21 protein-coding genes are annotated in these 20,566 nt (G+C 43.3%); 5 read left to right on the top strand and 16 right to left on the bottom strand.

The window, feature by feature from the left end; genetic code table 11:
- The 4 genes from G5B11_RS08375 to G5B11_RS08365 form a co-directional block, all read left to right on the top strand.
- Window positions 1-146: formate--tetrahydrofolate ligase (locus G5B11_RS08375; protein WP_173727283.1), on the top strand; the 146-nt coding region annotated here is incomplete at its 5' end.
- Window positions 147-466: 320 nt separating this feature from the next.
- A complete protein-coding gene (locus G5B11_RS08370; protein ID WP_158422495.1) occupies window positions 467-1,603 on the top strand; it encodes a sodium ion-translocating decarboxylase subunit beta in 1,137 nt (378 codons plus the stop codon).
- A 41-nt stretch (window positions 1,604-1,644) separates the two neighbouring features.
- Window positions 1,645-1,767, top strand: a complete 123-nt coding sequence (locus G5B11_RS19325) for a hypothetical protein (RefSeq protein WP_262583129.1) — start codon at window positions 1,645-1,647, stop codon at window positions 1,765-1,767.
- Window positions 1,767-2,564: a Cof-type HAD-IIB family hydrolase gene (locus G5B11_RS08365; protein ID WP_173727606.1), complete on the top strand. Its 798-nt coding sequence runs from the start codon at window positions 1,767-1,769 to the stop codon at window positions 2,562-2,564. The genes G5B11_RS19325 and G5B11_RS08365 overlap by 1 nt, the downstream gene beginning before the upstream one ends.
- 21 nt (window positions 2,565-2,585) lie before the next feature.
- Here G5B11_RS08365 and xylB read toward each other — a convergent pair whose 3' ends face one another.
- The 4 genes from xylB to G5B11_RS08345 form a co-directional block, all read right to left on the bottom strand.
- Entirely contained in the window at window positions 2,586-4,073 is a 1,488-nt protein-coding gene (gene xylB, locus G5B11_RS08360) for a xylulokinase (RefSeq protein WP_173727604.1), read from the bottom strand.
- Between the two features lie 6 nt (window positions 4,074-4,079).
- Window positions 4,080-5,564: an L-fucose/L-arabinose isomerase family protein gene (locus G5B11_RS08355; protein WP_173727616.1), complete on the bottom strand. Its 1,485-nt coding sequence runs from the start codon at window positions 5,562-5,564 to the stop codon at window positions 4,080-4,082.
- 16 nt (window positions 5,565-5,580) lie between these two features.
- Window positions 5,581-6,204, bottom strand: coding sequence for a DUF4867 family protein (locus G5B11_RS08350; protein WP_173727603.1), 624 nt, complete (start codon window positions 6,202-6,204; stop codon window positions 5,581-5,583).
- 95 nt (window positions 6,205-6,299) lie between these two features.
- Window positions 6,300-7,157 (bottom strand): AraC family transcriptional regulator, encoded by an 858-nt coding sequence (locus tag G5B11_RS08345; RefSeq protein WP_158422499.1) that lies wholly within the window; start codon window positions 7,155-7,157, stop codon window positions 6,300-6,302.
- A gap of 233 nt (window positions 7,158-7,390) precedes the next feature.
- Between G5B11_RS08345 and G5B11_RS08340 the strand changes: the two genes are divergently transcribed.
- Window positions 7,391-7,669 carry a type II toxin-antitoxin system HicB family antitoxin gene (locus tag G5B11_RS08340; RefSeq protein ID WP_158422500.1) on the top strand — a complete coding sequence of 93 codons (279 nt, stop codon included), beginning with the start codon at window positions 7,391-7,393 and terminating at the stop codon, window positions 7,667-7,669.
- A gap of 17 nt (window positions 7,670-7,686) precedes the next feature.
- Here the strand turns inward: G5B11_RS08340 and G5B11_RS08335 are convergent, their stop codons facing one another.
- The 12 genes from G5B11_RS08335 to G5B11_RS08280 all read right to left on the bottom strand — a co-directional run bounded on the left by G5B11_RS08335 (window position 7,687) and on the right by G5B11_RS08280 (window position 20,467).
- A complete protein-coding gene (locus G5B11_RS08335) occupies window positions 7,687-8,406 on the bottom strand; it encodes a GntR family transcriptional regulator (RefSeq protein ID WP_173727601.1) in 720 nt (239 codons plus the stop codon).
- Between the two features lie 115 nt (window positions 8,407-8,521).
- On the bottom strand, window positions 8,522-10,042 hold the full coding sequence (locus tag G5B11_RS08330) for a xylulokinase (RefSeq protein ID WP_173727599.1): 1,521 nt from the start codon (window positions 10,040-10,042) through the stop codon (window positions 8,522-8,524).
- Window positions 10,043-10,066: 24 nt separating this feature from the next.
- Entirely contained in the window at window positions 10,067-10,750 is a 684-nt protein-coding gene (deoC, locus tag G5B11_RS08325; RefSeq protein WP_173727597.1) for a deoxyribose-phosphate aldolase, read from the bottom strand.
- Window positions 10,751-10,849: 99 nt separating this feature from the next.
- Window positions 10,850-11,518: a deoxyribose-phosphate aldolase gene (gene deoC / locus G5B11_RS08320; RefSeq protein ID WP_173727595.1), complete on the bottom strand. Its 669-nt coding sequence runs from the start codon at window positions 11,516-11,518 to the stop codon at window positions 10,850-10,852.
- 16 nt (window positions 11,519-11,534) lie between these two features.
- Entirely contained in the window at window positions 11,535-12,563 is a 1,029-nt protein-coding gene (locus G5B11_RS08315; RefSeq protein WP_158422505.1) for an aldose 1-epimerase family protein, read from the bottom strand.
- Between the two features lie 11 nt (window positions 12,564-12,574).
- Window positions 12,575-14,107, bottom strand: coding sequence for a xylulokinase (locus G5B11_RS08310; RefSeq protein ID WP_173727593.1), 1,533 nt, complete (start codon window positions 14,105-14,107; stop codon window positions 12,575-12,577).
- 45 nt (window positions 14,108-14,152) lie between these two features.
- Complete coding sequence (deoC, locus tag G5B11_RS08305; protein ID WP_173727590.1) at window positions 14,153-14,860, bottom strand: deoxyribose-phosphate aldolase; 708 nt, start codon at window positions 14,858-14,860, stop codon at window positions 14,153-14,155.
- A 1-nt stretch (window position 14,861) separates the two neighbouring features.
- The gene (locus tag G5B11_RS08300; RefSeq protein WP_173727588.1) at window positions 14,862-16,433 is read right to left on the bottom strand and encodes a sugar ABC transporter ATP-binding protein; all 1,572 of its coding nucleotides are present in this window, start codon (window positions 16,431-16,433) and stop codon (window positions 14,862-14,864) included.
- Window positions 16,434-16,517: 84 nt separating this feature from the next.
- The gene (locus tag G5B11_RS08295) at window positions 16,518-17,537 is read right to left on the bottom strand and encodes a sugar ABC transporter substrate-binding protein (RefSeq protein WP_173727586.1); all 1,020 of its coding nucleotides are present in this window, start codon (window positions 17,535-17,537) and stop codon (window positions 16,518-16,520) included.
- A gap of 166 nt (window positions 17,538-17,703) precedes the next feature.
- Window positions 17,704-18,696, bottom strand: a complete 993-nt coding sequence (locus tag G5B11_RS08290) for an ABC transporter permease (RefSeq protein ID WP_173727584.1) — start codon at window positions 18,694-18,696, stop codon at window positions 17,704-17,706.
- 202 nt (window positions 18,697-18,898) lie between these two features.
- Complete coding sequence (locus G5B11_RS08285; RefSeq protein ID WP_173727583.1) at window positions 18,899-19,681, bottom strand: SDR family NAD(P)-dependent oxidoreductase; 783 nt, start codon at window positions 19,679-19,681, stop codon at window positions 18,899-18,901.
- Between the two features lie 18 nt (window positions 19,682-19,699).
- Window positions 19,700-20,467, bottom strand: coding sequence for a GolD/DthD family dehydrogenase (locus G5B11_RS08280; protein ID WP_158422512.1), 768 nt, complete (start codon window positions 20,465-20,467; stop codon window positions 19,700-19,702).
- Window positions 20,468-20,566: the final 99 nt, after the last annotated feature.

Raw genomic sequence — 20,566 nt, 5'->3', positions numbered from 1 at the left:
CAGTACGTAACCTGAAGATTTCTGCAGGTGCCGGCTTCATCGTAGCACTTACCGGTGAGATCATGACCATGCCAGGACTTCCGAAGGTACCGGCTGCTGAGAAGATCGACGTAGACGAGACCGGAAAGATCACAGGTCTTTTCTAATATAAATTCAACCTTGACAAATACTTCCTCTTATAGATATAATACTTCCAATAAGAGGGAGTAGCTGCCACAGGCATGGACCTTTATCAGGGTTTTATCCAGTGGATTTTCAGGCGTCAGAACGGCCACCAGTACAGTGACCCGCCTAAAATTGAAATAGCAAGACTTTTATTACAGTATGTTTATTGTTCATTCAGCAAATACTGTAATAAAAGTCTTTTTTATTTACTATAAAGCCACGGGCAGCAGTCATGAAAGAAACATGCTTGTACTAGTACATCGTTTCTCTCTCTCAAAATCCATTTTTCAGGAGGAAAATCATGAGTTTTTTAATTGAAGGAGTCCAGGCTCTCACCTGGCAGCAGGTGGTTATGTACGCAGTAGGTATCCTGCTGATCTATCTGGCAATCGAAAAAGGTTATGAACCATCCCTGCTTTTACCAATGGGATTTGGTGCCATTCTGGTTAATCTTCCCTTTACAGGTGTACTTGATCAGACCCTTCAGGGCGGCATTCAGGCAAACGGAGTGATCGAATGGCTGTACAATGTAGGGATCAATGCTTCCGAGGCTATGCCCATCCTGTTGTTTATCGGTATCGGAGCAATGATCGATTTTGGTCCGCTGCTTTCTACCCCACAGATGTTTTTATTTGGTGCTGGCGCACAGTTCGGGATCTTTGCAGCAATCCTGCTGGCAACCGTTCTTGGTTTTGACCTGAAGGATGCAGCCTCCATCGGTATCATCGGTGCTGCTGACGGTCCTACCTCCATCCTGGTATCCCAGGTCCTGCACTCAAAATATATAGGTGCCATAGCAGTAGCCGCCTATTCCTATATGGCGCTGGTTCCCATTATCCAGCCTTTTGCCATCCGGCTTGTTACAACAAAAAAAGAACGCCAGATCCATATGGAATACAATCCGGCTTCTGTTTCCAGGAAAATGCGTATTGCATTCCCTATTGTTGTTACTATGATCGTAGGACTGGTAGCACCACAGTCTGTGGCCCTTGTAGGATTCCTGATGTTTGGTAATCTGATCCGTGAGTGCGGCGTACTTGGCACCATGTCCGATACCGCTCAGAATACACTCGCCAACCTGATTACATTATTACTTGGTATTTCCATTTCCTTCAGCATGCGTGCAGAATACTTTGTTACAAAAGGTACTTTAATGGTTATGCTGATCGGACTTTTTGCCTTTGTAATGGACTCTATAGGCGGTGTACTTCTTGCCAAATTTATGAACCTGTTCCTTAAGAAAAAAATCAATCCCATGGTTGGCGCAGCTGGAATCTCTGCATTCCCCATGTCTTCCCGCGTGATCCAGAAAATGGCACTTGAAGAAGACCCAAGCAATGTTATCCTGATGCACGCAGCCGGAGCCAATGTATCCGGTCAGATCGCTTCTGTTATCGCAGGAGGACTTGTGATCAATCTGGTAACAAGCCTGCTTTAAAGATTCATAATTATAATGTATAGACGTAGGAGGGAATCTCAATGAATACAGAGAATATAATGGCAGCCCTGGAAATCATGGGCAAAGGAATGGCTGGTATTTTTGTAGCCATCCTGTTGATCATGCTTTGTGTATGGATCATGGGAAGGTTAGGTAAAAAATAATGAAATACAAAATGATGGCAGTGGACATGGACGGAACTCTTTTAAATGATTCCAAGGAGATTTCTCCCAGAACTGCTCAGGCGATCAGGAAAGCTGTTGCACAGGGATTTCTATTAACCCTGTGCACCGGACGTCCCATCCAGGGTGTAGAAAGATACAGTCAGTTCCTTGGTCTTCAGGCTCCTTTGATCACCTATAATGGTGCCATGATCATCCGCTCTGACACCAAGGAAATCCTGTACAAACAGGAACTTTTACCAGAAGATATACATAAGATATTAGAATTCGGCCGGAATTATAATACCACCATGTGTATCTGGTCCGGCAATCGGCTTTATGGGAATGTTTTGAATAATCAGATTCATGCCTATAAGAAAAACACTGGTGTGGAGCCTGTCCTTATGGAAGACGAAGATGCCCTGATCCGCCAGGGCGTTACTAAGATCCTGTGGATCGATACAGAAGAAAAAATCAAAAAAATACAGGAAGAACTCCCTGGAGATGCTTTTTCCCAGGTAACTTTCTGTACTTCCCAGACCACTTATCTGGAGTTTTTCAACAGCCAGGTATCCAAGGCCAAGGCTATGGAACGGCTGGGACAGCTTTTTAATATCCGTCAGGAAGAGATGATTGCTGTCGGCGATGGCCTGAATGACCTGCCTATGATCGAATATGCTGGTCTTGGCGTTGCCATGGAAAATGCACAGGCCCAGGTAAAAACCCGGGCCCGGTACATTACCTCTTCCAACGAGGAAGACGGTGTTGGTAAAGTTCTTGAAAAATTTGTCTTAATATGAATTCACCCATGCAACCATGGCTCATTCATGGCTGCAGTCCGGGACTTTTATAGTAAATAAAGGCTTCATCGTTGGATACAATTCACGGAATTTCTGGTATCTTGCTTCATACTTTTCCACAAGAGCCGGTTCCGGTTTCACAGTATCCACAATCTTTGTAAGCTTCTTTCCAATGGTTTCCACATCCGGGTAGGCGCCGCAGCCAACTGCTGCAAGCATGGCGCCGCCCAATGATGGACCTTCTTCCACTTCCAATACATCCACCTTAAGATTCATAATATTAGCAATCATTTTTTTCCAAAGTGGGCTCTTTGCGCCACCACCGCAGATCTTTGTACGTTCTATCTGGATTCCCAGGCTTCTTGCCACTTCCAGGGAATCCCGAAGGCCAAATGCAACGCCTTCCAGTACGGCCTGAGTCATATCAGCCCGTGTAGTATCCATAGTCATGCCAAAGAATACGCCTCTTGCATCCGGATTGTTATGAGGAGAACGTTCTCCCATCAAATACGGCAGAAAATACACATGATTCTCACCTAATTCTTTGATTGGAGCCTGCTCCGCACTATAGTTCTTTGTTCCAAGGATCTCTTCTGACCACCATTTATTGCAGGAAGCTGCACTAAGCATACATCCCATCAGATGGTAGCTGCCATCTGCATGGCAGAAAGAATGAAGTGCATTATTCTGATCTACTCCGAATTCTTTGCTAGAAATAAAAATAGTTCCGGAAGTACCAAGTGAAATATTGCACTGGCCATCTCCTACAGTGCCTGTACCCACAGCCGCAGCTGCATTATCTCCGGCTCCTGCCACGATCTTCACCTCTGGTGAAAAACCAAGCTCAGCTGCCAGTTCCGGCCTAAGGGTACCTACAACCTCCCAGCTTTCATACAGTTTTGGAAGCTGTTCCCTTGTGATTCCGCAAATCTGGATCATTTCCTCAGACCAGCATCTGTTCTTTACATCCAGAAGAAGCATACCGGATGCGTCAGATACATCCGTACAGAAGGAACCAGACAGACGGTAAGCCAGATAATCCTTTGGAAGCATGATCTTTACGATCTTTGCAAAATTGTCAGGCTCATTTTTCTTCATCCACAGGATCTTTGGTGCTGTAAATCCTGCAAAAGCAATATTTGCAGTATATGCGGACAGTTTATCCTTACCGATCACCTGATTCAAGTAATCAGTCTCTTCTCCTGTGCGTCCATCATTCCACAAAATTGCAGGACGGATCACCTGATCCTCTTTGTCCAGAGTTACCAGCCCATGCATCTGGCCTCCAAAACCAATGCCTGCCACCTGGGATCTGTCGATCCCGGCGGTCAGCTCTTTCATACCCTCCATGCTTTTCTCAAACCAGTCAGAAGGATTCTGCTCTGACCAGCCTGGATGTGGGAAATATAATGGATATTCTTTTGATACGATATTACAGATCTTTCCGGACTCTTCCATGAGAAGAAGCTTTACGGCGGAAGTGCCCAGGTCAATACCGATATAATACATACTCAATTACCCCCATGGATTCTCCGTCGGATATCTTACGCCTGCCGGCTGATTATAACCGATCTCATCTACCGGAACTCCGATATACTTAAATACTTCAAACAGTGCTTTTCCGTAATGTCCAAATGCAACTGCACCATGATGTGGGAAATTCTTCTCGATCAATACGTGGCGGTAGAAACGTCCCATCTCCGGAATTGCAAAAATACCAATAGATCCAAAGGAACGTGTTGCAACCGGCAGGATCTCACCATGTGCAATATAAGCACGAAGCTTGTTGTCAGAAGTGCTCTGCAGACGATAGAAAGTAATATCTCCTGGCACCAGATCACCCTCCAGTGTACCCTGTGTTACTTCCTCAGGCAGGCTTCTTGCCATGATCATCTGATACTTCATTGTGCAGGAAGACAGCTTGCCAGCTGCTGTATTTCCACAATGGAATCCCATAAAGGTATCCTTCTGCGTATAATTAAATTTGCCCTTGATATCGCTTTCGTACATATCATTTGGTACGGTGTTGTTGATGTCAAGAAGTGTTACTGTATCATTACTGATCACTGTGCCGATGAACTCGCTTAATGCACCGTAAATATCAACCTCGCAGGATACCGGGATACCCTGTGCTGCAAGACGACCATTTACATAGCATGGAACAAATCCAAACTGTGTCTGGAATGCAGGCCAGCATTTGCCTGCAATGGCAACAAATTTACGATAACCTTTATGCTCCTCTACCCAGTCCTTTAAGGTCAGCTCATACTGTGCAAGCTTTGGCAGGATCTCCGGCTTTTTATTACCTGCTCCAAGCTCTGCTGCCATCTCTTCTGCCAGTGCCGGGATCCTTTCGTCTCCTGCATGTTTGTTGAATGCTTCAAAAAGGTCAAGCTCTGAGTTTTCCTCAATCTCCACCCCTAAGTTGTACAGCTGCTGGATCGGTGCATTACATGCAAGGAAATTCAATGGACGAGGTCCAAAGCTGATAATCTTAAGATTGCTCAGTGCATATACTGCCTTTGCAACAGGCACAAAATCATGGATCATATCTGCACATTCTTCTGCATTTCCAACCGGATATTCTGGAATATAAGCTTTAATATTGCGAAGCTTAAGATTATAGCTTGCATTTAACATACCGCAGTATGCGTCTCCACGGCCCTGTACCAGGTCATCTCCAGACTCTTCTGCAGCTGCCAGGAACATCTTTGGTCCATCAAAATGCTTTGCAAGCAGGGTCTCAGAAATCTCAGGCCCGAAGTTACCAAGATAAACAGCCAGTGCATTACAGCCAGCTGCTTTAATATCCTCCAATGCCTGTACCATGTGGATCTCACTTTCTACAATACAGACAGGACATTCATAAATTTCAGAAGCATCATATTTCTCTGTGTAAGCTTTCACCAGTGCTTCTCTTCTTGTAACAGAAAGAGACTCCGGAAAACAATCTCTGCTTACTGCAACAATTCCAATCTTGATCTGTGGCATATTATTCATCATGATATTATCCTCCTTATTCCTCATCCAATGAAATGTTTTTACCTTTTAATCCGTTAAATGCACCCTGGATCTTTGCATCCTCATGTGCGATCAGCCATTTATTCTTAGCAGTCTGAAGTCTGTCTTCCCCATCGGTCTCTGTCTGGAAAGTCAGATCTGTATTTGTCCCTCTTGGAAGAACTACCACGCACTGAAAGCCTGTATCATTTACATGACATGGTGCGTAATGAAGTGTAGTGGCATAAACCTCAATGCCAGTGCCTGCCGGTACCAGATATGCCTCAATATTCGCTGTGTCATATGTAAAATCCGGTGCAATATCCTGCTGATGTCCGATCAGCAGCACCAGATCTGTTACAGCCACATTGATTTCTGAATTGCGATGGTATTCCACTGCATTCAGTTTCCTGTTATGTCCATTGCAGTATCCGATCTCAATAGGAAGTCCGCCATAGCCTTTGTTCTGCAGTTCCCTGGCCACATCCAGGCTTTCCAGTTCTTCTACGGAAGCTACATAGATCACATTTTCCGGTACAGGTGTATGCTTCATCTCCCTGATCAGTGCTGTAAAATCATACCCCTCCAGAACCTTCCCATATTTGCGGAAAGAGTCAGCTGTTACATTTTGAATCTTCACCTCTTTACCTCCTTGCCATAAGTTTTTTGTTTATCGATAAAAAAAGCATACCATAAACAGGTATGCTTTTCGTCTTTTTTATTGTCTATTCCATGTCACTTTTTTGACCTTTTTTCTCTTTCCACTGCACTGGGCAGGATCTGGTATCTTTTTTGGAATTCCTTGGCAAATGATCTGTTGCTGGCAAATCCGTTATCCAGTGCAATCTGACTGATTGTATGGTCAGTATTCATCAGTTCTCTGTATGCATATGCCATTCGGATATCCTGAAGATATGACTTAAAATTGACTTTTGCATATTTTTTGAACATTCGTGACAAATAAGCCTCCGAATAGCCAAAAAGGGCTGCCATTTCTGAAAGCTTTAAATCTTCCCTGTAATGCTCCCTCATATAAGAAGTGATCTTTGACAGTGCATCAAGCCTGCGGCTGGCGTGGATTTCCTGTCTGGCAGCTTCTGATTCACGATAATCACGGATCATAAGAAACAGAATATTGTAATACAATGCCATAGTCCGGAACTCGTATCCGTCTCCTTCCTGATGATACACATTGTAAAGCTCTTCCACAAAAAAGGCCAGCTTCCGGTTGTCCGGGATCTTCTCATCCTGGTGCCCACTCATACGGGCAGCACTTTTAAACCGGATAAACCTTTGGGCAGTAAAATAATCCTGGAACTGCTTCAAAGGGATCTGCAGCACAATGGTCCGGTTCTTGTGTGGAGCCTGCACTGAATGAACCTCATTGGAATTGATAATGATCAGCTCACCGGCCTCCAATGGATACTCCTGATCATTTAAAAAAAGGGAAAGATGCCCTTCCTGCACAGCAAAAATCTCCACAGAGGTATGCCAGTGCTTTTCTCTTGCATAATTCCCATTCATTCCTTCAAATATAAATAGTTTAAAAGGCACCCCTTCATTTGGGATGATCAGTTCATGCTGAAATTCCATATATTATACCTTCTATTATACCTTCTTTCGCAAGTTTGCAAATCACATTTAGCAATTCTGTAAATCACCCATTTAGTAATTTCGCAAATCACTCATTTAGTAATTTCACAAATCACTCATTTAGTAATTTCAAAAATCACCTATTGTCTTTCCACAGGAAATTACCTATAATAAAGCTTAGTATTGCTTTGTGCTTCGCACTCCTGCAATCATCTTTTTTATTGGAGGCTGTTATGAAATTTATTTATCCTGCGGTTTTTAAAAAGACAGAAAACGGCACATACCACGGCTACTTTCCGGACCTGGAAAGCTGCTACGGAGACGGGGATACCCTGGATGAAGCCATAGAAAGTGCCAATGCGGCAGCTTATGACTGGATCACACTGGAGCTTGCAGAAGATGAACCTGCAATGCCCCCTATCTCAGACGAAAGCGATCTTGACCTTAAAGAAGGAGAGATCGTCCGCAACATCTCTGTAAATATCCGATTTTATGAAGGCTGGGACGAATGATCGCCCCAGCTGTTCTTTTATCTGATCCGACCAGTCATATGGATGCTGAATTCGTACCGATCGCCAACCAGCTTATTATCAACATATTCGAAAGGACCTTTCTCAGTATATCCAATCCTTCGGCTTCGCAGCAGGGCTGCCCCCTGTTTCAAATGAAGCACCTGGGCCTCCAGATAGTCCGCATTCACCGCTGAGAATGTATCATCTGCTTCTGTCACCACCACCCCATATGTGTGTTCCAGGAAATTATATAAGCCTACAAATTTGCCTGCATATTGTTCAAAACCAGGGATCTGGTCCTTCACAAGGTAATTATTCATAAGAGCAATGGGCTTATCATCAGCATATAAAATCCTCTGGATCAGATAAACCGTTACCTCAGGTTCCAGTTTCAGCTTCTCTCGCACAATCTCCGGTGGTTGCACCAGTTGGATATTTACCCCTTCTACTTTGATATTATATCCTTTTCTTTTTAATGTTTCCGTAATAGAAGTGACTGTATTCAGCTGCTGAGTTGTTGAGATGTCCCGTACTTCCGTGCCTTTACCTTGGACCACTTTTACATAACCTTCATCCGAAAGCATGGCGATAGCTCGCCGCACAGTGATCCTGCTCACAGCATAAATTTTCTCCAGGTCACGTTCTGTAGGAAGAAGCATCCCCGGTTTGTAGGCGCCTTCCTTGATCAGCTTTTTAATGCTTAAATAAACCGTCATGTAAGCTGTTACCTTTTGCATATTTTCTCCGTAATCCTTTTAATCTGAAGTGTAATTTATACTATTTATTTCTATATTATCCCATTTTTCAGATAATGTAAACACATAAGCGTCAAAGCACCTCAACAGTAACCCTTTAAATCATATTTTCTTTCATGTAATCTCCCACATCAGATAGCACCTGGCTTGTATAAGAAAATACCTTCATAAGTTTCTCATATTTCTCTGCTTTTTCCTGCTCTGGATTACATTCCAGTTCTTTTATATGAAGCTTCTCGATAATACTGTAATCCTTAAGAACCCCCACTGCTTTTGCAGCAATAGCAGCTGCACCGATAGACGCAGCATTCTGGTCAATATTTGTTTTAATGATCGGTCTGTTAAATACATCTGCAAACATCTGCATCCAATATGGGTTTCTGGCTCCGCCGCCACAAAACTGAATCCCTTTTTCCAGGTCTGCATGTCTCTCCAATTCATCTAAAGACAGCTTCAGATTCATGGCAATCCCTTCCATGGCTGCATGTACCAGCTCTGCTCTTCCTGTTCCCAGATTCAGCCCCAGGAAAGCCCCTCGGATATTTACGGATTTATCCTGTGAAGTACCTCCTGCAAGACTGGGATTAAAGATCACTCCATTGGATCCAGGCGGAAGCTCTCTGATTTCCTCGGTCATTACTCTGTATGGATCTTCTTTTTCAAGAAGATCCTTGCACAGGGTATCCCGCACCCACCTAAAAGAGCTTCCTCCTGCAAAGATAGAGAAGGCGGATGTATACATATTCTCCTGAATATGTGCGAATACATATGGCTTTGTCTTAAAATCCAGTACCGGCTCTTTTGTATTTACAGCGATCCAGGAAGAGGAGCCAAGAGAGGTATAGACTCTCCCTTCCCTTCCGCCTACGCTCCCCAAAGCCATGCAGGCATTGTCCACACCGCCACAGGCTACCTTTGTTCCGGGAGCAAGACCGGTTTGTGCAGCAGCTTCTTCAGTAACCTCTCCCACAATTCCATGAGAAGGGATGATCTCCGGAAAGATTTCTTTACTGATTCCTGCCACAGCAAGGATCTCATCAGACATTTTTCTTTTTTTCAGGTCAAAAGCTCCTGTACCGGATGCATAGGAATCATCCATATACATCTTTCCCGTAAGCTTATAGTTAATAAAATCTTTAGATCCCAGCACCTTCCAGGTTTTTTCATAAACCTGAGGCTGATTCTTCTTCATCCACATCAACTTAAAAATGGAATAGCATGGTGCCGGAAATCCGTTTCCGGTCCGCATATACCAGTCTTCTTCACTGAAGCTCTCAAAAAACTCCTTTGATTCTGCTTCTGCCCTGGTGTCAGACCAGATGGGAACCATCTGAAGAAGCATATTGCCATCTTTATCCATAGGAACCGTCACCAGACTGTGGCCACTAAGTGCAAGACTTACGATCTCTGCCGGATCTGTTCCTGTTTCTTCCAGCAGCTTTCTTGTGCTTTTTGCCACTCCATTCCACCAGTCCTGGGGAGCCTGCTCATGAAAGTTCCCACCAGTATATTTTGTCCCATATTCAATAAATGAATTTGCAAGTACACCCAGCTGTTCATCAAAAAGACTTGCCTTTACACCGCCTGTTCCAAGATCATATGAAATAAACTTCTTCATTCCCATCACCACACTTTTGCTATATTATTGTCTGGAAAATTCTTCACAGATTGTTACGCCATTACTGGTGCCAATACGCTCTGCGCCTGCATCGATCATCTTTTTACAGGTTTCCCAGTCACGGATACCGCCGGCAGCTTTTACCTTTACTTCATCTCCAACAGTATCCTTCATCAGTTTTACATCTTCAGGTGTTGCTCCTGAAGTACCGAATCCTGTACTTGTCTTAATAAAATCAGGTTTTACTTCTTTTGCGATCAGAGCAGCTCGCTTAATCTCTTCTTTTGTCAGATAGCAATTCTCAAAGATTACTTTAGAGAGAACTCCTGCTTTACGGCAGATTCCCACGATAGTTTCCATTTCTTTTTTAATGTACTCATCATCACCCATTTTCAGCTTGCCGATATTCAGCACGTAATCGATCTCATCTGCACCTTCTTTGATGGCCTGCTCTGTTTCAAAAGCCTTTGTATCAATGGTAGTCTGTCCCAAAGGGAAAGAAATTGCAGCACCAACATGTACTTTACAGCCTTCCAGAAGTTCCTTACACATTTTAACAGGATAAGAATTGATCGCTACCATTGCAAATCCATTTTCTCTTGCCTCACCACACAGCTTCTCAAAATCTTTCTTTGTTGCATATGCTTTCAAAAATGTATGGTCGATCATACCTGCCAGCTGCTCTCTTGTAATCTCATTACTGTTCATTTTTTCATCCTCCTGATTTTATCTGTCATTTTCTGTCATTTTCTGTTTTTGTCATTTTAATTTTATATATGTTTATATCACGGAATTTGTATTTCAATTTTATTCAAAACTTTGTACGATCTCAAGTGCTGATTTTGTTCCAATGCCGAAACGCTCCACACCCATATCAACCATTGCAAGGAAATCCTCTTTTGTACGGATACCGCCGGCCACTTTCAATTTGATCTTTCCTCTTGTAAAGTCTTTGATCTTGCGGATTCTTTCCAGATCCAGTGGTGCTGGTACCCAGCCTGTACCTGTTTTCACAAAGTCTGCTCCAGATGCGATCACAAGCTCACATGCTTTCAGCATTTCTTCATCTGTAAGACAGTTGATCTCAATGATTACCTTTGTCAGAATATTGGAAGGGATCACACTGAGCACTTCTTTCAGCTCGTTTTTCACATAGTCGTACTCGCCGCTTTTCAGCTTTCCAACATTCATGACCACGTCGATCTCCTGGGCCCCATCTTCTACCAGTCTTTTCGCTTCCATTACTTTAATCTCTGTACAATGACCACCACCTGGGAAACCTGCTGGACCTCCAACATAAATATCCGGTTCATCCTTCAGCAGTTCCGCTACTGTTTTGGTCCAGCTTGGAAGAGCATGTACATTAATAAACTTATATTTTTTTGCAATGTCCACCACTTCCTGAATATCCTTCAGTCCATGGTGGGTTCTGACTGCACTGATGTCAATCAATCTAGCTGCTTCATATGCGTTCATTCTCAACACTCCTTTTTCATAATTGTTCCGGTGCTTTCTCCACTACACCGATTTCCAGTTCAAATAATTTTTCCTCACCAGGCTGTATGTATTCCAGCTCTCCACGTCTGCGCACAACGTCTCTTCCTTCCGGAATCGCATTGGACGGTTCCAGCCCTACTACATAGTCCCCTTCTCCCATCATCTTCCATTCTCCGAAATGAGAAAACTGTTCCGTTGAAAAGGCTACATATGCACCCAGATTTACATCCGGATTATAAAGGACGGCTTTCGTCTCCTTACCTGGCAGCTTATGATAAAATACCTGCTCTGCATAATCATGGGTAGGCTTCTGAAATTCAAAGCATTTCTCAACCACGCCCTCACTATCTCTTGCTGTCACTACAGTTCCTTTAGGTTCTATCAAAATAGTGTTTTCACTAACGATCGGGTACCCAAAATTACAGTGATAAAGAAGCATAAACGGCTGCTGGTTAAAGCCCTGATTCTGGATCTTGTCTGTGATCTTCAGACTTTTGCCTCCCAGTTTTGTCTCAATCTCTCTTATAAGAACAATATTCTCGCCAAACACACTGCTTTCTCTTACCTGTCCACGGATCTTCAGGATATACTCATCCCCGTCCCAGTATTTTTCAATGCAAACACCATCTGCCGGTGTATTACTAATCCTTCCATGAAGCCCAAGAGACTGTCCATCATCCTCGCAAGGTGCCCCAAAATAAGTTAATCCGCATGTTGTGACAAGTCCGCAAAAGAATCCGCGCAGGAAGGATAATCCGTCTTTTTCAAAATATGCCGGATGTGTTACTCCTGTTTTACTGATAAAGGAAAGTGCTTTTCCATTATACTCTGCCCATGCAATATCCATGCCTCTTGTTGGAAGGACTGTAAAATGCAGTCCTCCTCCGGTTTTCACTTCAATAGCACGAACACCATCCGCCTTTCCCTCTGAAAGTACACAGGGCCTTGCATCAGCAACCTGTGAAGGATCACCCACATATTTCATAAATTCCTCTTTTGTCAATTTCTTTCCATATAATTCCATTTACATCCTCCTTAAAGCTTAGCAAGCTGGTCTCCCATGTCACAAAGCATGTCAGTAAACTGATTATAAAGATCCATCTCTTTATTATAAAATTCCATATTTTCAGGAATAGGTTTTACGTATTCTTCTACCTGATGAAGAGCATCGATCCGCTCAAAATCTTTCCATATGCCAGCTCCAACTGCTGCACATGCTGCTGCGCCAAGAGCTGCTGCCTGCTGATCAATATTTGTCTTCACCACATTCATTCCATAAATATCTGCATAGATCTGTCTCCACAAGGAAGACTTGGAACCGCCTCCCACAAGAAGCATCTCATCTCCCACACTGGTCAGCTTACGAATCTCATCCAGACAGGAACGAAGTCCCATAGTGATGCCTTCCATGGTTGCCCGGATCACATCTGCCCTTGTATGAATCAAATCCAAACCAATATAAGATCCTCTTAAATTATAGCTTTTATTCATAGGCATTCCGCCGCCAAGACTGGGGTTAAAGATCAGTCTGTTGGCTCCTACCGGGGATTTGGATGCCTCACGTGTCATATAATCGTATTCATCCTCCCCAGTCTCTTTTGCAGCCGCTGTAAATTCGTGTGCCAACTGATCTCTGAACCAGCGGAATGCTGTTCCCCCTGCCGTTACACATAGTGCAGATGCGTAAAAGCCAGGTACTACGTGAGTAAATACATATGGTCTTGTATTTACATCTAATAATGGTTCTGTAGAGGATACGGCGATCCAGGAGGAAGAGCCAAGGGAATTGTAAGCCCGTCCTTCTTTAAAAGCTTTTGCTCCAAGTGCCATACAGGAATTATCCACACCACCGCAGACAACCTTTACGCCAGCTTTCAGCCCAAGGCATCTTGCCGCTTCTTCTGACATCAGGCCAACCACATCTGTGGATTTGATCACCTCCGGGAAAAGATCTCTGCCAAATCCCATTGCGTCCATCAATTCTTCTGAATAATCCCATTTCAGAAGATTCCAAACTCCGCATCCGGATGCATAAGACGGATCTGTACAGATCCTGCCAGTCAGTTTATAGTTGATATAATCTTTTGTTCCGATAATTTTCTTTGTTTTTTTAAACATTTCAGGTTCATGGTTTCTGTACCACATCATCTTAAATGCAGTATAAAATCCTGCTGTGAAACCATTTCCTGTCATCTGATACCATTTTTTCTCATCATAGGTCTTAAAAAAATCATCAGCTTCTTTGATTGCTCTTCCATCAGACCAGATGGGGGTATACTCCCGAAGAAGATCCCCATCTTCTCCAATGGGTACTGTTCCAAGAGAATGCCCGGAAATTCCACAGGCTATGATCTCTTCCGGATCCACCCCTGACCGCTTCAGAAGCTTTGCTGTACTTTGCACAACCGCATTCCACCAGTCCTCCGGGCGCTGCTCATGCCATCCATGAGCAGGATAATAGGTATTATATGAAGTAAAATCAGACGCAAGGCAATTTCCTTCTTCATCATACAATGATGCTTTATTCCCTCCGGTTCCAAGATCCCATGCAATAATTTTTTTCCCCATGACAGCCTCCTTTTCCGGCATATAACTCTCTGGATTTTTATATTTTTAAATAGTTAAATAAAGAGTTCCTGTTTCTTCTCTTTCTTTTGCTTCCCCAAGGATTTTCTCTGAAGCTCTGGTTCCGCAACGTACTACTCCGATAGACATCAGTGCCAGACAGTCATCCAGTGTGCGGATACCGCCTGCTGCCTTAACCTTCATCCCCTGTGCATGATCAACCATCACCTGCATGTCCGAAAGCACTGCACCGCCGCCTGCATACCCGGTAGAAGATTTGATAAAATCTGCCCCTGCATTTTTAGCAAGCTGGCAGGCTTTCACAATCTGATCTTCTGTAAGGTAGTAATTTTCAAAGATTACTTTCAGAAGTGCGCCACCTTCATGAGCAGCGGCTGCAACCTCTGTGATCTCGTTCTCCACATAGTCATATTCTCCAGAAAGAAATCTGCCTATGTTCATAACCATATCTACTTCCACTGCGCCCTTTGCAACAGCGTCTTTTGTTTCAAACACCTTTGTCTCCTTTGTACAGGTACCATGAGGAAAGCCGATAACTGTAGTAACAAGAACGCCTGTACCTTTTAATTCTTTATCTGCGATTTCCACATCAGATGGCCTGACGCATACAGAAATGCAATGATACTTTGCAGCCAGTTCACAGCCTTCTTTCAAACCTTCAACTGTAATGTCCGGTCTTAACAGAGAATGGTCAATAGTATCTGCTACATCCTGTACTGTAATTTTTTTATTCATGTTAGTGTCTTGCCTCCTCATATTCTTCAGCTGAACGTTTTCTGTCATCCAGCTCGTCCTGTGTCACTGCATCTTCCAATGTATAGGAAAGAATCTTAACCTGATCTGCCTCATCATTCATCAGCTCGCCACGCTTGTATCCGTGATGCATAACCATGATACGGTCTGCCAGGGAAAGGATCTCCGGCATTTCAGAAGACAGAAGGATAACTGCTACTCCTTCTTTTGCAAGATCATCAATAATCTTGTAAATCTCATTTTTTGCGCCAATATCAATTCCATGGGTAGGTTCATCCATAAATAGCACTTTCGGCTCATTCATCAGCCATCTGGCAACAATGGTCTTCTGCTGGTTTCCTCCTGAAAGACTGGAAACAGGTGTATCCAATGTAGGGGTTTTTACTCTCAGCTTTTCCCTGTAAGCCTGGGCAATGCTGTTACTCTCCTTCACATTTCGGATCCCCATTTTTGCTTTCTGTTTCTCATAAACGATCATCTCGTTCTCTTTTACAGACATTTTCAGGAAAAGTCCCTGAATCTTGCGGCCTTCCGGGATCAGTCCAATTCCCAGCTTGATCGCATCATTACAGTCATTGATGTGAACCTCTTCCCCATTCCAGAAAATCTGTCCGGACTTCATTTTATTAGCTCCGAAAATACACTGAAGCACTTCTGTACGTCCTGCTCCCACCAGACCTGTCAGTCCTAAAACCTCGCCCGGATACAAGTCAAAGGAAACATTTTTCACTTTCCCTGCCATATCATAAAGATTTCGCACAGATAGAATGGGTTTACGTCCTTCATAATTTCTTATAAAATCACGTTTCCCAACGCCCTGGAATTCACGCCCTACCATGTAATTCACCATTTGCTGCTCCGTCATCTGGGATGCCGGCTTTGTGATGATGTGCTGACCGTCACGAAGCACGGTAATGGTATCTGCAATTCTCCGGATTTCTTCCAGCTTATGGGAAATATAAAGAATAGCTACTCCCTGTTCTCTTAGCTGCATAACAACCTGCAGAAGGAATTCAACTTCAGAGCTTGTAAGGGAGGATGTCGGCTCATCCATAATGATCATTCGTGCATTCAGAGAGATTGCTTTTGATATTTCCAGAAGCTGCTGCTCGGAAATACTAAGATTCTTTGCCTTTGTTTTTGGTGAAATATAGCTTACATTCAATCGTTTCAGGTATTCCATACAGTCATTGTTCATCTTCTTATAATCAATGAACCCGAACCTGTTTTTTGGCATACGATTGATAAACACATTTTCGGCGGCAGTCATCTGGGATGCAAGGGATAATTCCTGATGGATCATTGCAATTCCCGCCTGTCTCGCCTCGTTTGTACTTGCGAAATGGCATTCCTGGCCTTCAAAAATAACCCGTCCTCCTTCCGGATGATATACACCTGAAAGAATATTCATCAGGGTAGACTTTCCAGCACCATTCTCACCAACAATCGCATGAATTTCTCCTTTTGCTATATCAAAAGAAACCTGATCCAGGGCTTTCGTACCTGGAAATTCTTTTGTAATATTTTCTATCTTACAGATAATCTCTCGCTCCATATCCTGCCTCCGTCTGTTAAAATAAGGGCGGGCGCTTAAGCAATCCCGAAATAGGAAGCGCCCACCCCATGTATATCTCAGTTTTTATTCAAATAATTCTGGGAACTGATCTTTTACTGTATCCGGAGTTGCGATAACTGCATCATAGGTATTAATTTCGTCACAGTCCTGATCAGCAACCAGTTTATTGAATGCACATACAACCGGCTGATAGCCCTGGTTAAATGGATCCTGATCGATTGCAACAGAGATTGTTCCATCTGCGATATAATCAGCAACTGCATCAAGAACATCGTGGCATACCAGTGTAACCTTGCCGTCCATACCAGCATCTTTCAGAGCCTGAGCTGCACCTGAAGGACCACCAGCTGTTACATAGATGGCTTTGATATCCGGGTTCGCTGTGATAAGGTCTGTTGTAAGGCTGTATGCTGTATTTGCATCATCATTGTTCTCATACTCACCAACAAGTTCCAGTCCTTCCACTTCATCTGTAATGGAGCGGCATCCTGTACGACGTTTCTCGTGACCTGTTACAGAGAAGCTGCCTGTGATGATTGCATATTTTCCACCATCTGGCATAGCATCTTTGATTGCGCTACCAGCAGTCTCACCTGCCTGATAATCATCCATTCCGAACCATGCAGTACGGTCTGTGTCCGGAAGGTCACCATTGAAGCAGTATACAAGGATTCCGGCCTCTGTTGCCTGATTAACAACAGGATCAAGTTCATCAGATACACCAAAGATACAAATCGCATTGTAGTTAGCAGCGATACAGTTCTCAATTGTGGATGTCCAGTTCATAGCTTCAAAATTTTCTACAGAGATAACATCTACTGTACAGTTACGGTCAGCAAGAACCTCTTTTGCGTAGTTCTGTCCTACCATAACAGCTGCGCCCCATGGATTGGTCTGAACACAAATTGAAGCAATTTTGATCGGGTCTTCTGCTACCTGGTCAACAGGAAGTGTTCTTAATGTTTTTCCTGCCGGTACCTCAAGATCTGCTGCTTTCACAAAGTCGTCTGCCATAGCTGTTACCCCCGTACCAGCTACTGCCATCATACCTGCCATCAGCATTGCCATCATTTTTTTCTTCATAAGTCCCTTCTCCTTTCGACTTTGGGGTTGGGCTTTTCCCACCCTTTTCTTTGTATTGTTTTTGAACATCCACTGATGTAAAAACCTTACATTATTTAGTTTTTATTGTTTTAGTTTTTGCTTTATTAGTTTTTGCTTTATTAGTTTTTGTTTTCACTTGAAGCTCTTATCTTGCTTCCCGTTTCTTTCTGCAGCAATCAATTGCTACAGAGAAGATGATAACAATACCAAGAACAACTGTCTGCCAGTATCCTGGCACTGCCACCTGTACGAACAGGTTCTTCAGCAGAGACATCAATGTGGCGCCGAGGATAACACCAAAGATGTTTCCTTCACCACCTGTCATGGAAATACCACCGATTACACAGGCTGCGATTGCATCCAACTCATAACCATCGCCATAGGAAGGGCCAGCCTGTTTCAGCTGCCCAAGCATCAGAAGACCTACAAAAGCGCTCATCAGTCCGCTGACTGCGTACGCAAAAATCGTTACGTTTTCAGTATTAATACCGGAAAGCTTTGCAGCCCTCTCATTACATCCTACAGCGTAAATATTACGTCCAAGCACTGTATATTTCGCAAACATCCAGGCCAGTACTACAACAACGATCATAAAGATTACGGAAACCGGAATAGATCCGATATAAGAACCACCGAATACACTGATCCAGGACTCTCCATACTTAATCGGAGATCCGTTAGAAACAAGAAGTGCGATACCATTTCCTATTTTCAAAACACCCATTGTTGCGATAAACGGTGGAAGTCCGATCTTTGCTACAAGAACACCATTGAGAAGACCAAATACAAGTCCTACTGCAAGGATGATCAGAAGAACCAGGAAAGGATTAACTCCATTCTCTGTATTCAGGTTTGCGTATGTTGCCACACATATGGAGCAGGCGATCACTGCACCAACAGACAGATCAACTCCTCCTGTGATGATTACGAACCCCATTCCTACTGCAAGGACTGCGTAATGTGAAGCCTGTCTAAGTACATTGAAGATATTAATGGTTGTGGGGAATGAATCCGGCCTCACAATAGATAAGTAGATTGCCAGCAAAATGATTACCAATACCACTACCATTTCCTGATGCGCCAGAAGCTCTTTCAGCTTGCCAGCACCTCCCGGCTTATTTTTTGCTTTTACATTCATGTCGTTTCCCCTTTCATGGTGTTTTGTTTTTCGCCTCCGCTGGTTTGTGCGCTTTGCGTTTTTGTTAAATTGATTATAACCAATTTGTTATCGCTTGTAAATACCCTTTAGCATTTTTTACTTTTTGCACAGTATTTATTATATATATTTGTGCAATATTAACGTTTTCTTCTCGTTTTACTCTAATATTGGTTATACTCTTTTATTCGGTTTTAGCACGCTTATACGCCAGATATGCGTTCTGTACCTTAAACATACCACCGTCTACACCAATGATCTCACCGGTAATATAACCAGCTGCATCAGATACAAGGAAACTTACAAGTGCAGCTGCATCTTCCGGTGTTCCAAATCTCTGAAGGCACAAATCCTGTACCTGTTCATCCCCACGTTCTGTGATCATTGCATGTGTCATATCCGTATGGATGATTCCAGGTGCATATGCATTTACCGTGATTCCATAAGGTCCAAGTTCTCCTGCTCCAATCTTTGTCAGCATATCTACCGCTGCCTTGCTGGCTCCATAACCTACAAGGCCGCAGTCCGCAAAATGTCCTGAAATAGAAGATGCATTCACAATACGTCCGTATTTATTTTTCTTCATCCACGGAATAACTGCTTTTACCATAAAGAACTGGCTCTTAAAGTTAATCCCAAGAATACGATCCAGGTACTCCTCTGTCATATCTTCGATATAGCAGAAATCAAAAATCCCCGCATTATTTACAAGAACATCCACTCTGCCCCATTTGTCTGTAACCTGAGCAACAATAGTCTCTGCTGCTTTCTGGCTGGAAACATCTCCGCAGATCACCTGGCATTCAGGCTGAATCTCCTGCAGTTCCTTCTCAGTTTTTAATGCGCTTTCCTGGTTAGAATGATATACAGCATTTACAATGTATCCAGCTTTTGCAAGAGCCACACTCATTGCATGTCCCATACCTCTTGTACCGCCTGTAACGATAGCTACTCTCTTTTCTGTCATGATTTTCTTCCCCCTTATTTAGCCGATGGTAAATCCACCGTCAATTACAATATTTGCGCCATTGATCAGGCTTGCTGCATCACTTGCCAGATAAACAGCACACGCTGCCACTTCCTCCGGATATCCGAAACGTCTTGCAGGAATGGTCTGCTTAAAAGCTTCTCCAGCTGCATTATTCCAGTTCATCTCACCTAAAGCGGTAAGGATAACAGTAGGTGAAATTGCATTGATGTTGATGTTATATCTTGCCCACTCAAGTGCACACTGTTTTACAAGCTGGATGATACCTGCTTTCGTACAGCCATATGCCACATGCTTGTCAAGAGCTACTACACCGGCCTGAGACGCAATGCAGACAATTTTTCCACCGCCGTTCTTCAGCATGGTTTTCCCCACTTCTCTTGTCATCTTAAAGCTTCCGGTCAGATTTACATCAAAAGTTTTCTGCCAGATAGAATCTGTTACTTCTTCTACCTTTTCAAGAATACCGATGCCTGCACAATTAATGAGCACATCGATTTTTCCAAATTCCCGGATTGCTGTATCTACTGCTCGTTTAATATCTTCATCCTTTGTAATGTCACCAACAACACTTACAAATCTGCGTCCAAGCTTCTCAACTTCTTCTTTCGTATGCTCTCCTTCTTTCAGGTCAAAGCACACAATATTTGCTCCTTTTCTTGCAAACATGATTGCAGTTGCCTGTCCGATCCCCTCTGCTGCACCAGTTACCAGAACTGTCTTTCCGTCAGCGCCAAAGTTAATGTCAAAATTCCTGTAATCCATTTTTAAGCCCTCCATTTTGCTTATTTTTATTACATTTATAGGTTATGTTACATTCACAAACATTTGTTTTGTATGTGTATTTTATTGTGCTCGTGCATA

The sequence above is a fragment of the Blautia glucerasea genome, assembly GCF_013304385.1.
In the GTDB taxonomy this organism is placed as follows: domain Bacteria; phylum Bacillota; class Clostridia; order Lachnospirales; family Lachnospiraceae; genus Blautia_A; species Blautia_A ammoniilytica.
The sequence above is the reverse complement of the archived record's forward strand: the minus strand, read 5'-3'. Positions and strand labels throughout refer to the sequence as shown.

Bases quoted from the DNA above. Each gene is read 5' to 3' on its own strand.
- G5B11_RS08345 (WP_158422499.1), bottom strand. From the start codon at position 7,157: ATGGAATTTCAGCATGAACTGATCATCCCAAATGAAGGGGTGCCTTTT.
- G5B11_RS08365 (WP_173727606.1), top strand. From the start codon at position 1,767: ATGAAATACAAAATGATGGCAGTGGACATGGACGGAACTCTTTTAAAT.
- G5B11_RS08370 (WP_158422495.1), top strand. From the start codon at position 467: ATGAGTTTTTTAATTGAAGGAGTCCAGGCTCTCACCTGGCAGCAGGTG.
- G5B11_RS08335 (WP_173727601.1), bottom strand. From the start codon at position 8,406: ATGCAAAAGGTAACAGCTTACATGACGGTTTATTTAAGCATTAAAAAG.
- G5B11_RS08355 (WP_173727616.1), bottom strand. From the start codon at position 5,564: ATGAATAATATGCCACAGATCAAGATTGGAATTGTTGCAGTAAGCAGA.
- G5B11_RS08285 (WP_173727583.1), bottom strand. From the start codon at position 19,681: ATGACAGAAAAGAGAGTAGCTATCGTTACAGGCGGTACAAGAGGTATG.
- deoC (WP_173727595.1), bottom strand. From the start codon at position 11,518: ATGAACGCATATGAAGCAGCTAGATTGATTGACATCAGTGCAGTCAGA.
- deoC (WP_173727590.1), bottom strand. From the start codon at position 14,860: ATGAATAAAAAAATTACAGTACAGGATGTAGCAGATACTATTGACCAT.
- G5B11_RS08340 (WP_158422500.1), top strand. From the start codon at position 7,391: ATGAAATTTATTTATCCTGCGGTTTTTAAAAAGACAGAAAACGGCACA.
- G5B11_RS08280 (WP_158422512.1), bottom strand. From the start codon at position 20,467: ATGGATTACAGGAATTTTGACATTAACTTTGGCGCTGACGGAAAGACA.
- G5B11_RS19325 (WP_262583129.1), top strand. From the start codon at position 1,645: ATGAATACAGAGAATATAATGGCAGCCCTGGAAATCATGGGCAAAGGA.
- G5B11_RS08310 (WP_173727593.1), bottom strand. From the start codon at position 14,107: ATGGGGAAAAAAATTATTGCATGGGATCTTGGAACCGGAGGGAATAAA.
- deoC (WP_173727597.1), bottom strand. From the start codon at position 10,750: ATGAACAGTAATGAGATTACAAGAGAGCAGCTGGCAGGTATGATCGAC.
- G5B11_RS08295 (WP_173727586.1), bottom strand. From the start codon at position 17,537: ATGAAGAAAAAAATGATGGCAATGCTGATGGCAGGTATGATGGCAGTA.
- G5B11_RS08290 (WP_173727584.1), bottom strand. From the start codon at position 18,696: ATGAATGTAAAAGCAAAAAATAAGCCGGGAGGTGCTGGCAAGCTGAAA.
- xylB (WP_173727604.1), bottom strand. From the start codon at position 4,073: ATGTATTATATCGGTATTGACCTGGGCACTTCCGCCGTAAAGCTTCTT.
- G5B11_RS08300 (WP_173727588.1), bottom strand. From the start codon at position 16,433: ATGGAGCGAGAGATTATCTGTAAGATAGAAAATATTACAAAAGAATTT.
- G5B11_RS08315 (WP_158422505.1), bottom strand. From the start codon at position 12,563: ATGGAATTATATGGAAAGAAATTGACAAAAGAGGAATTTATGAAATAT.
- G5B11_RS08330 (WP_173727599.1), bottom strand. From the start codon at position 10,042: ATGAAGAAGTTTATTTCATATGATCTTGGAACAGGCGGTGTAAAGGCA.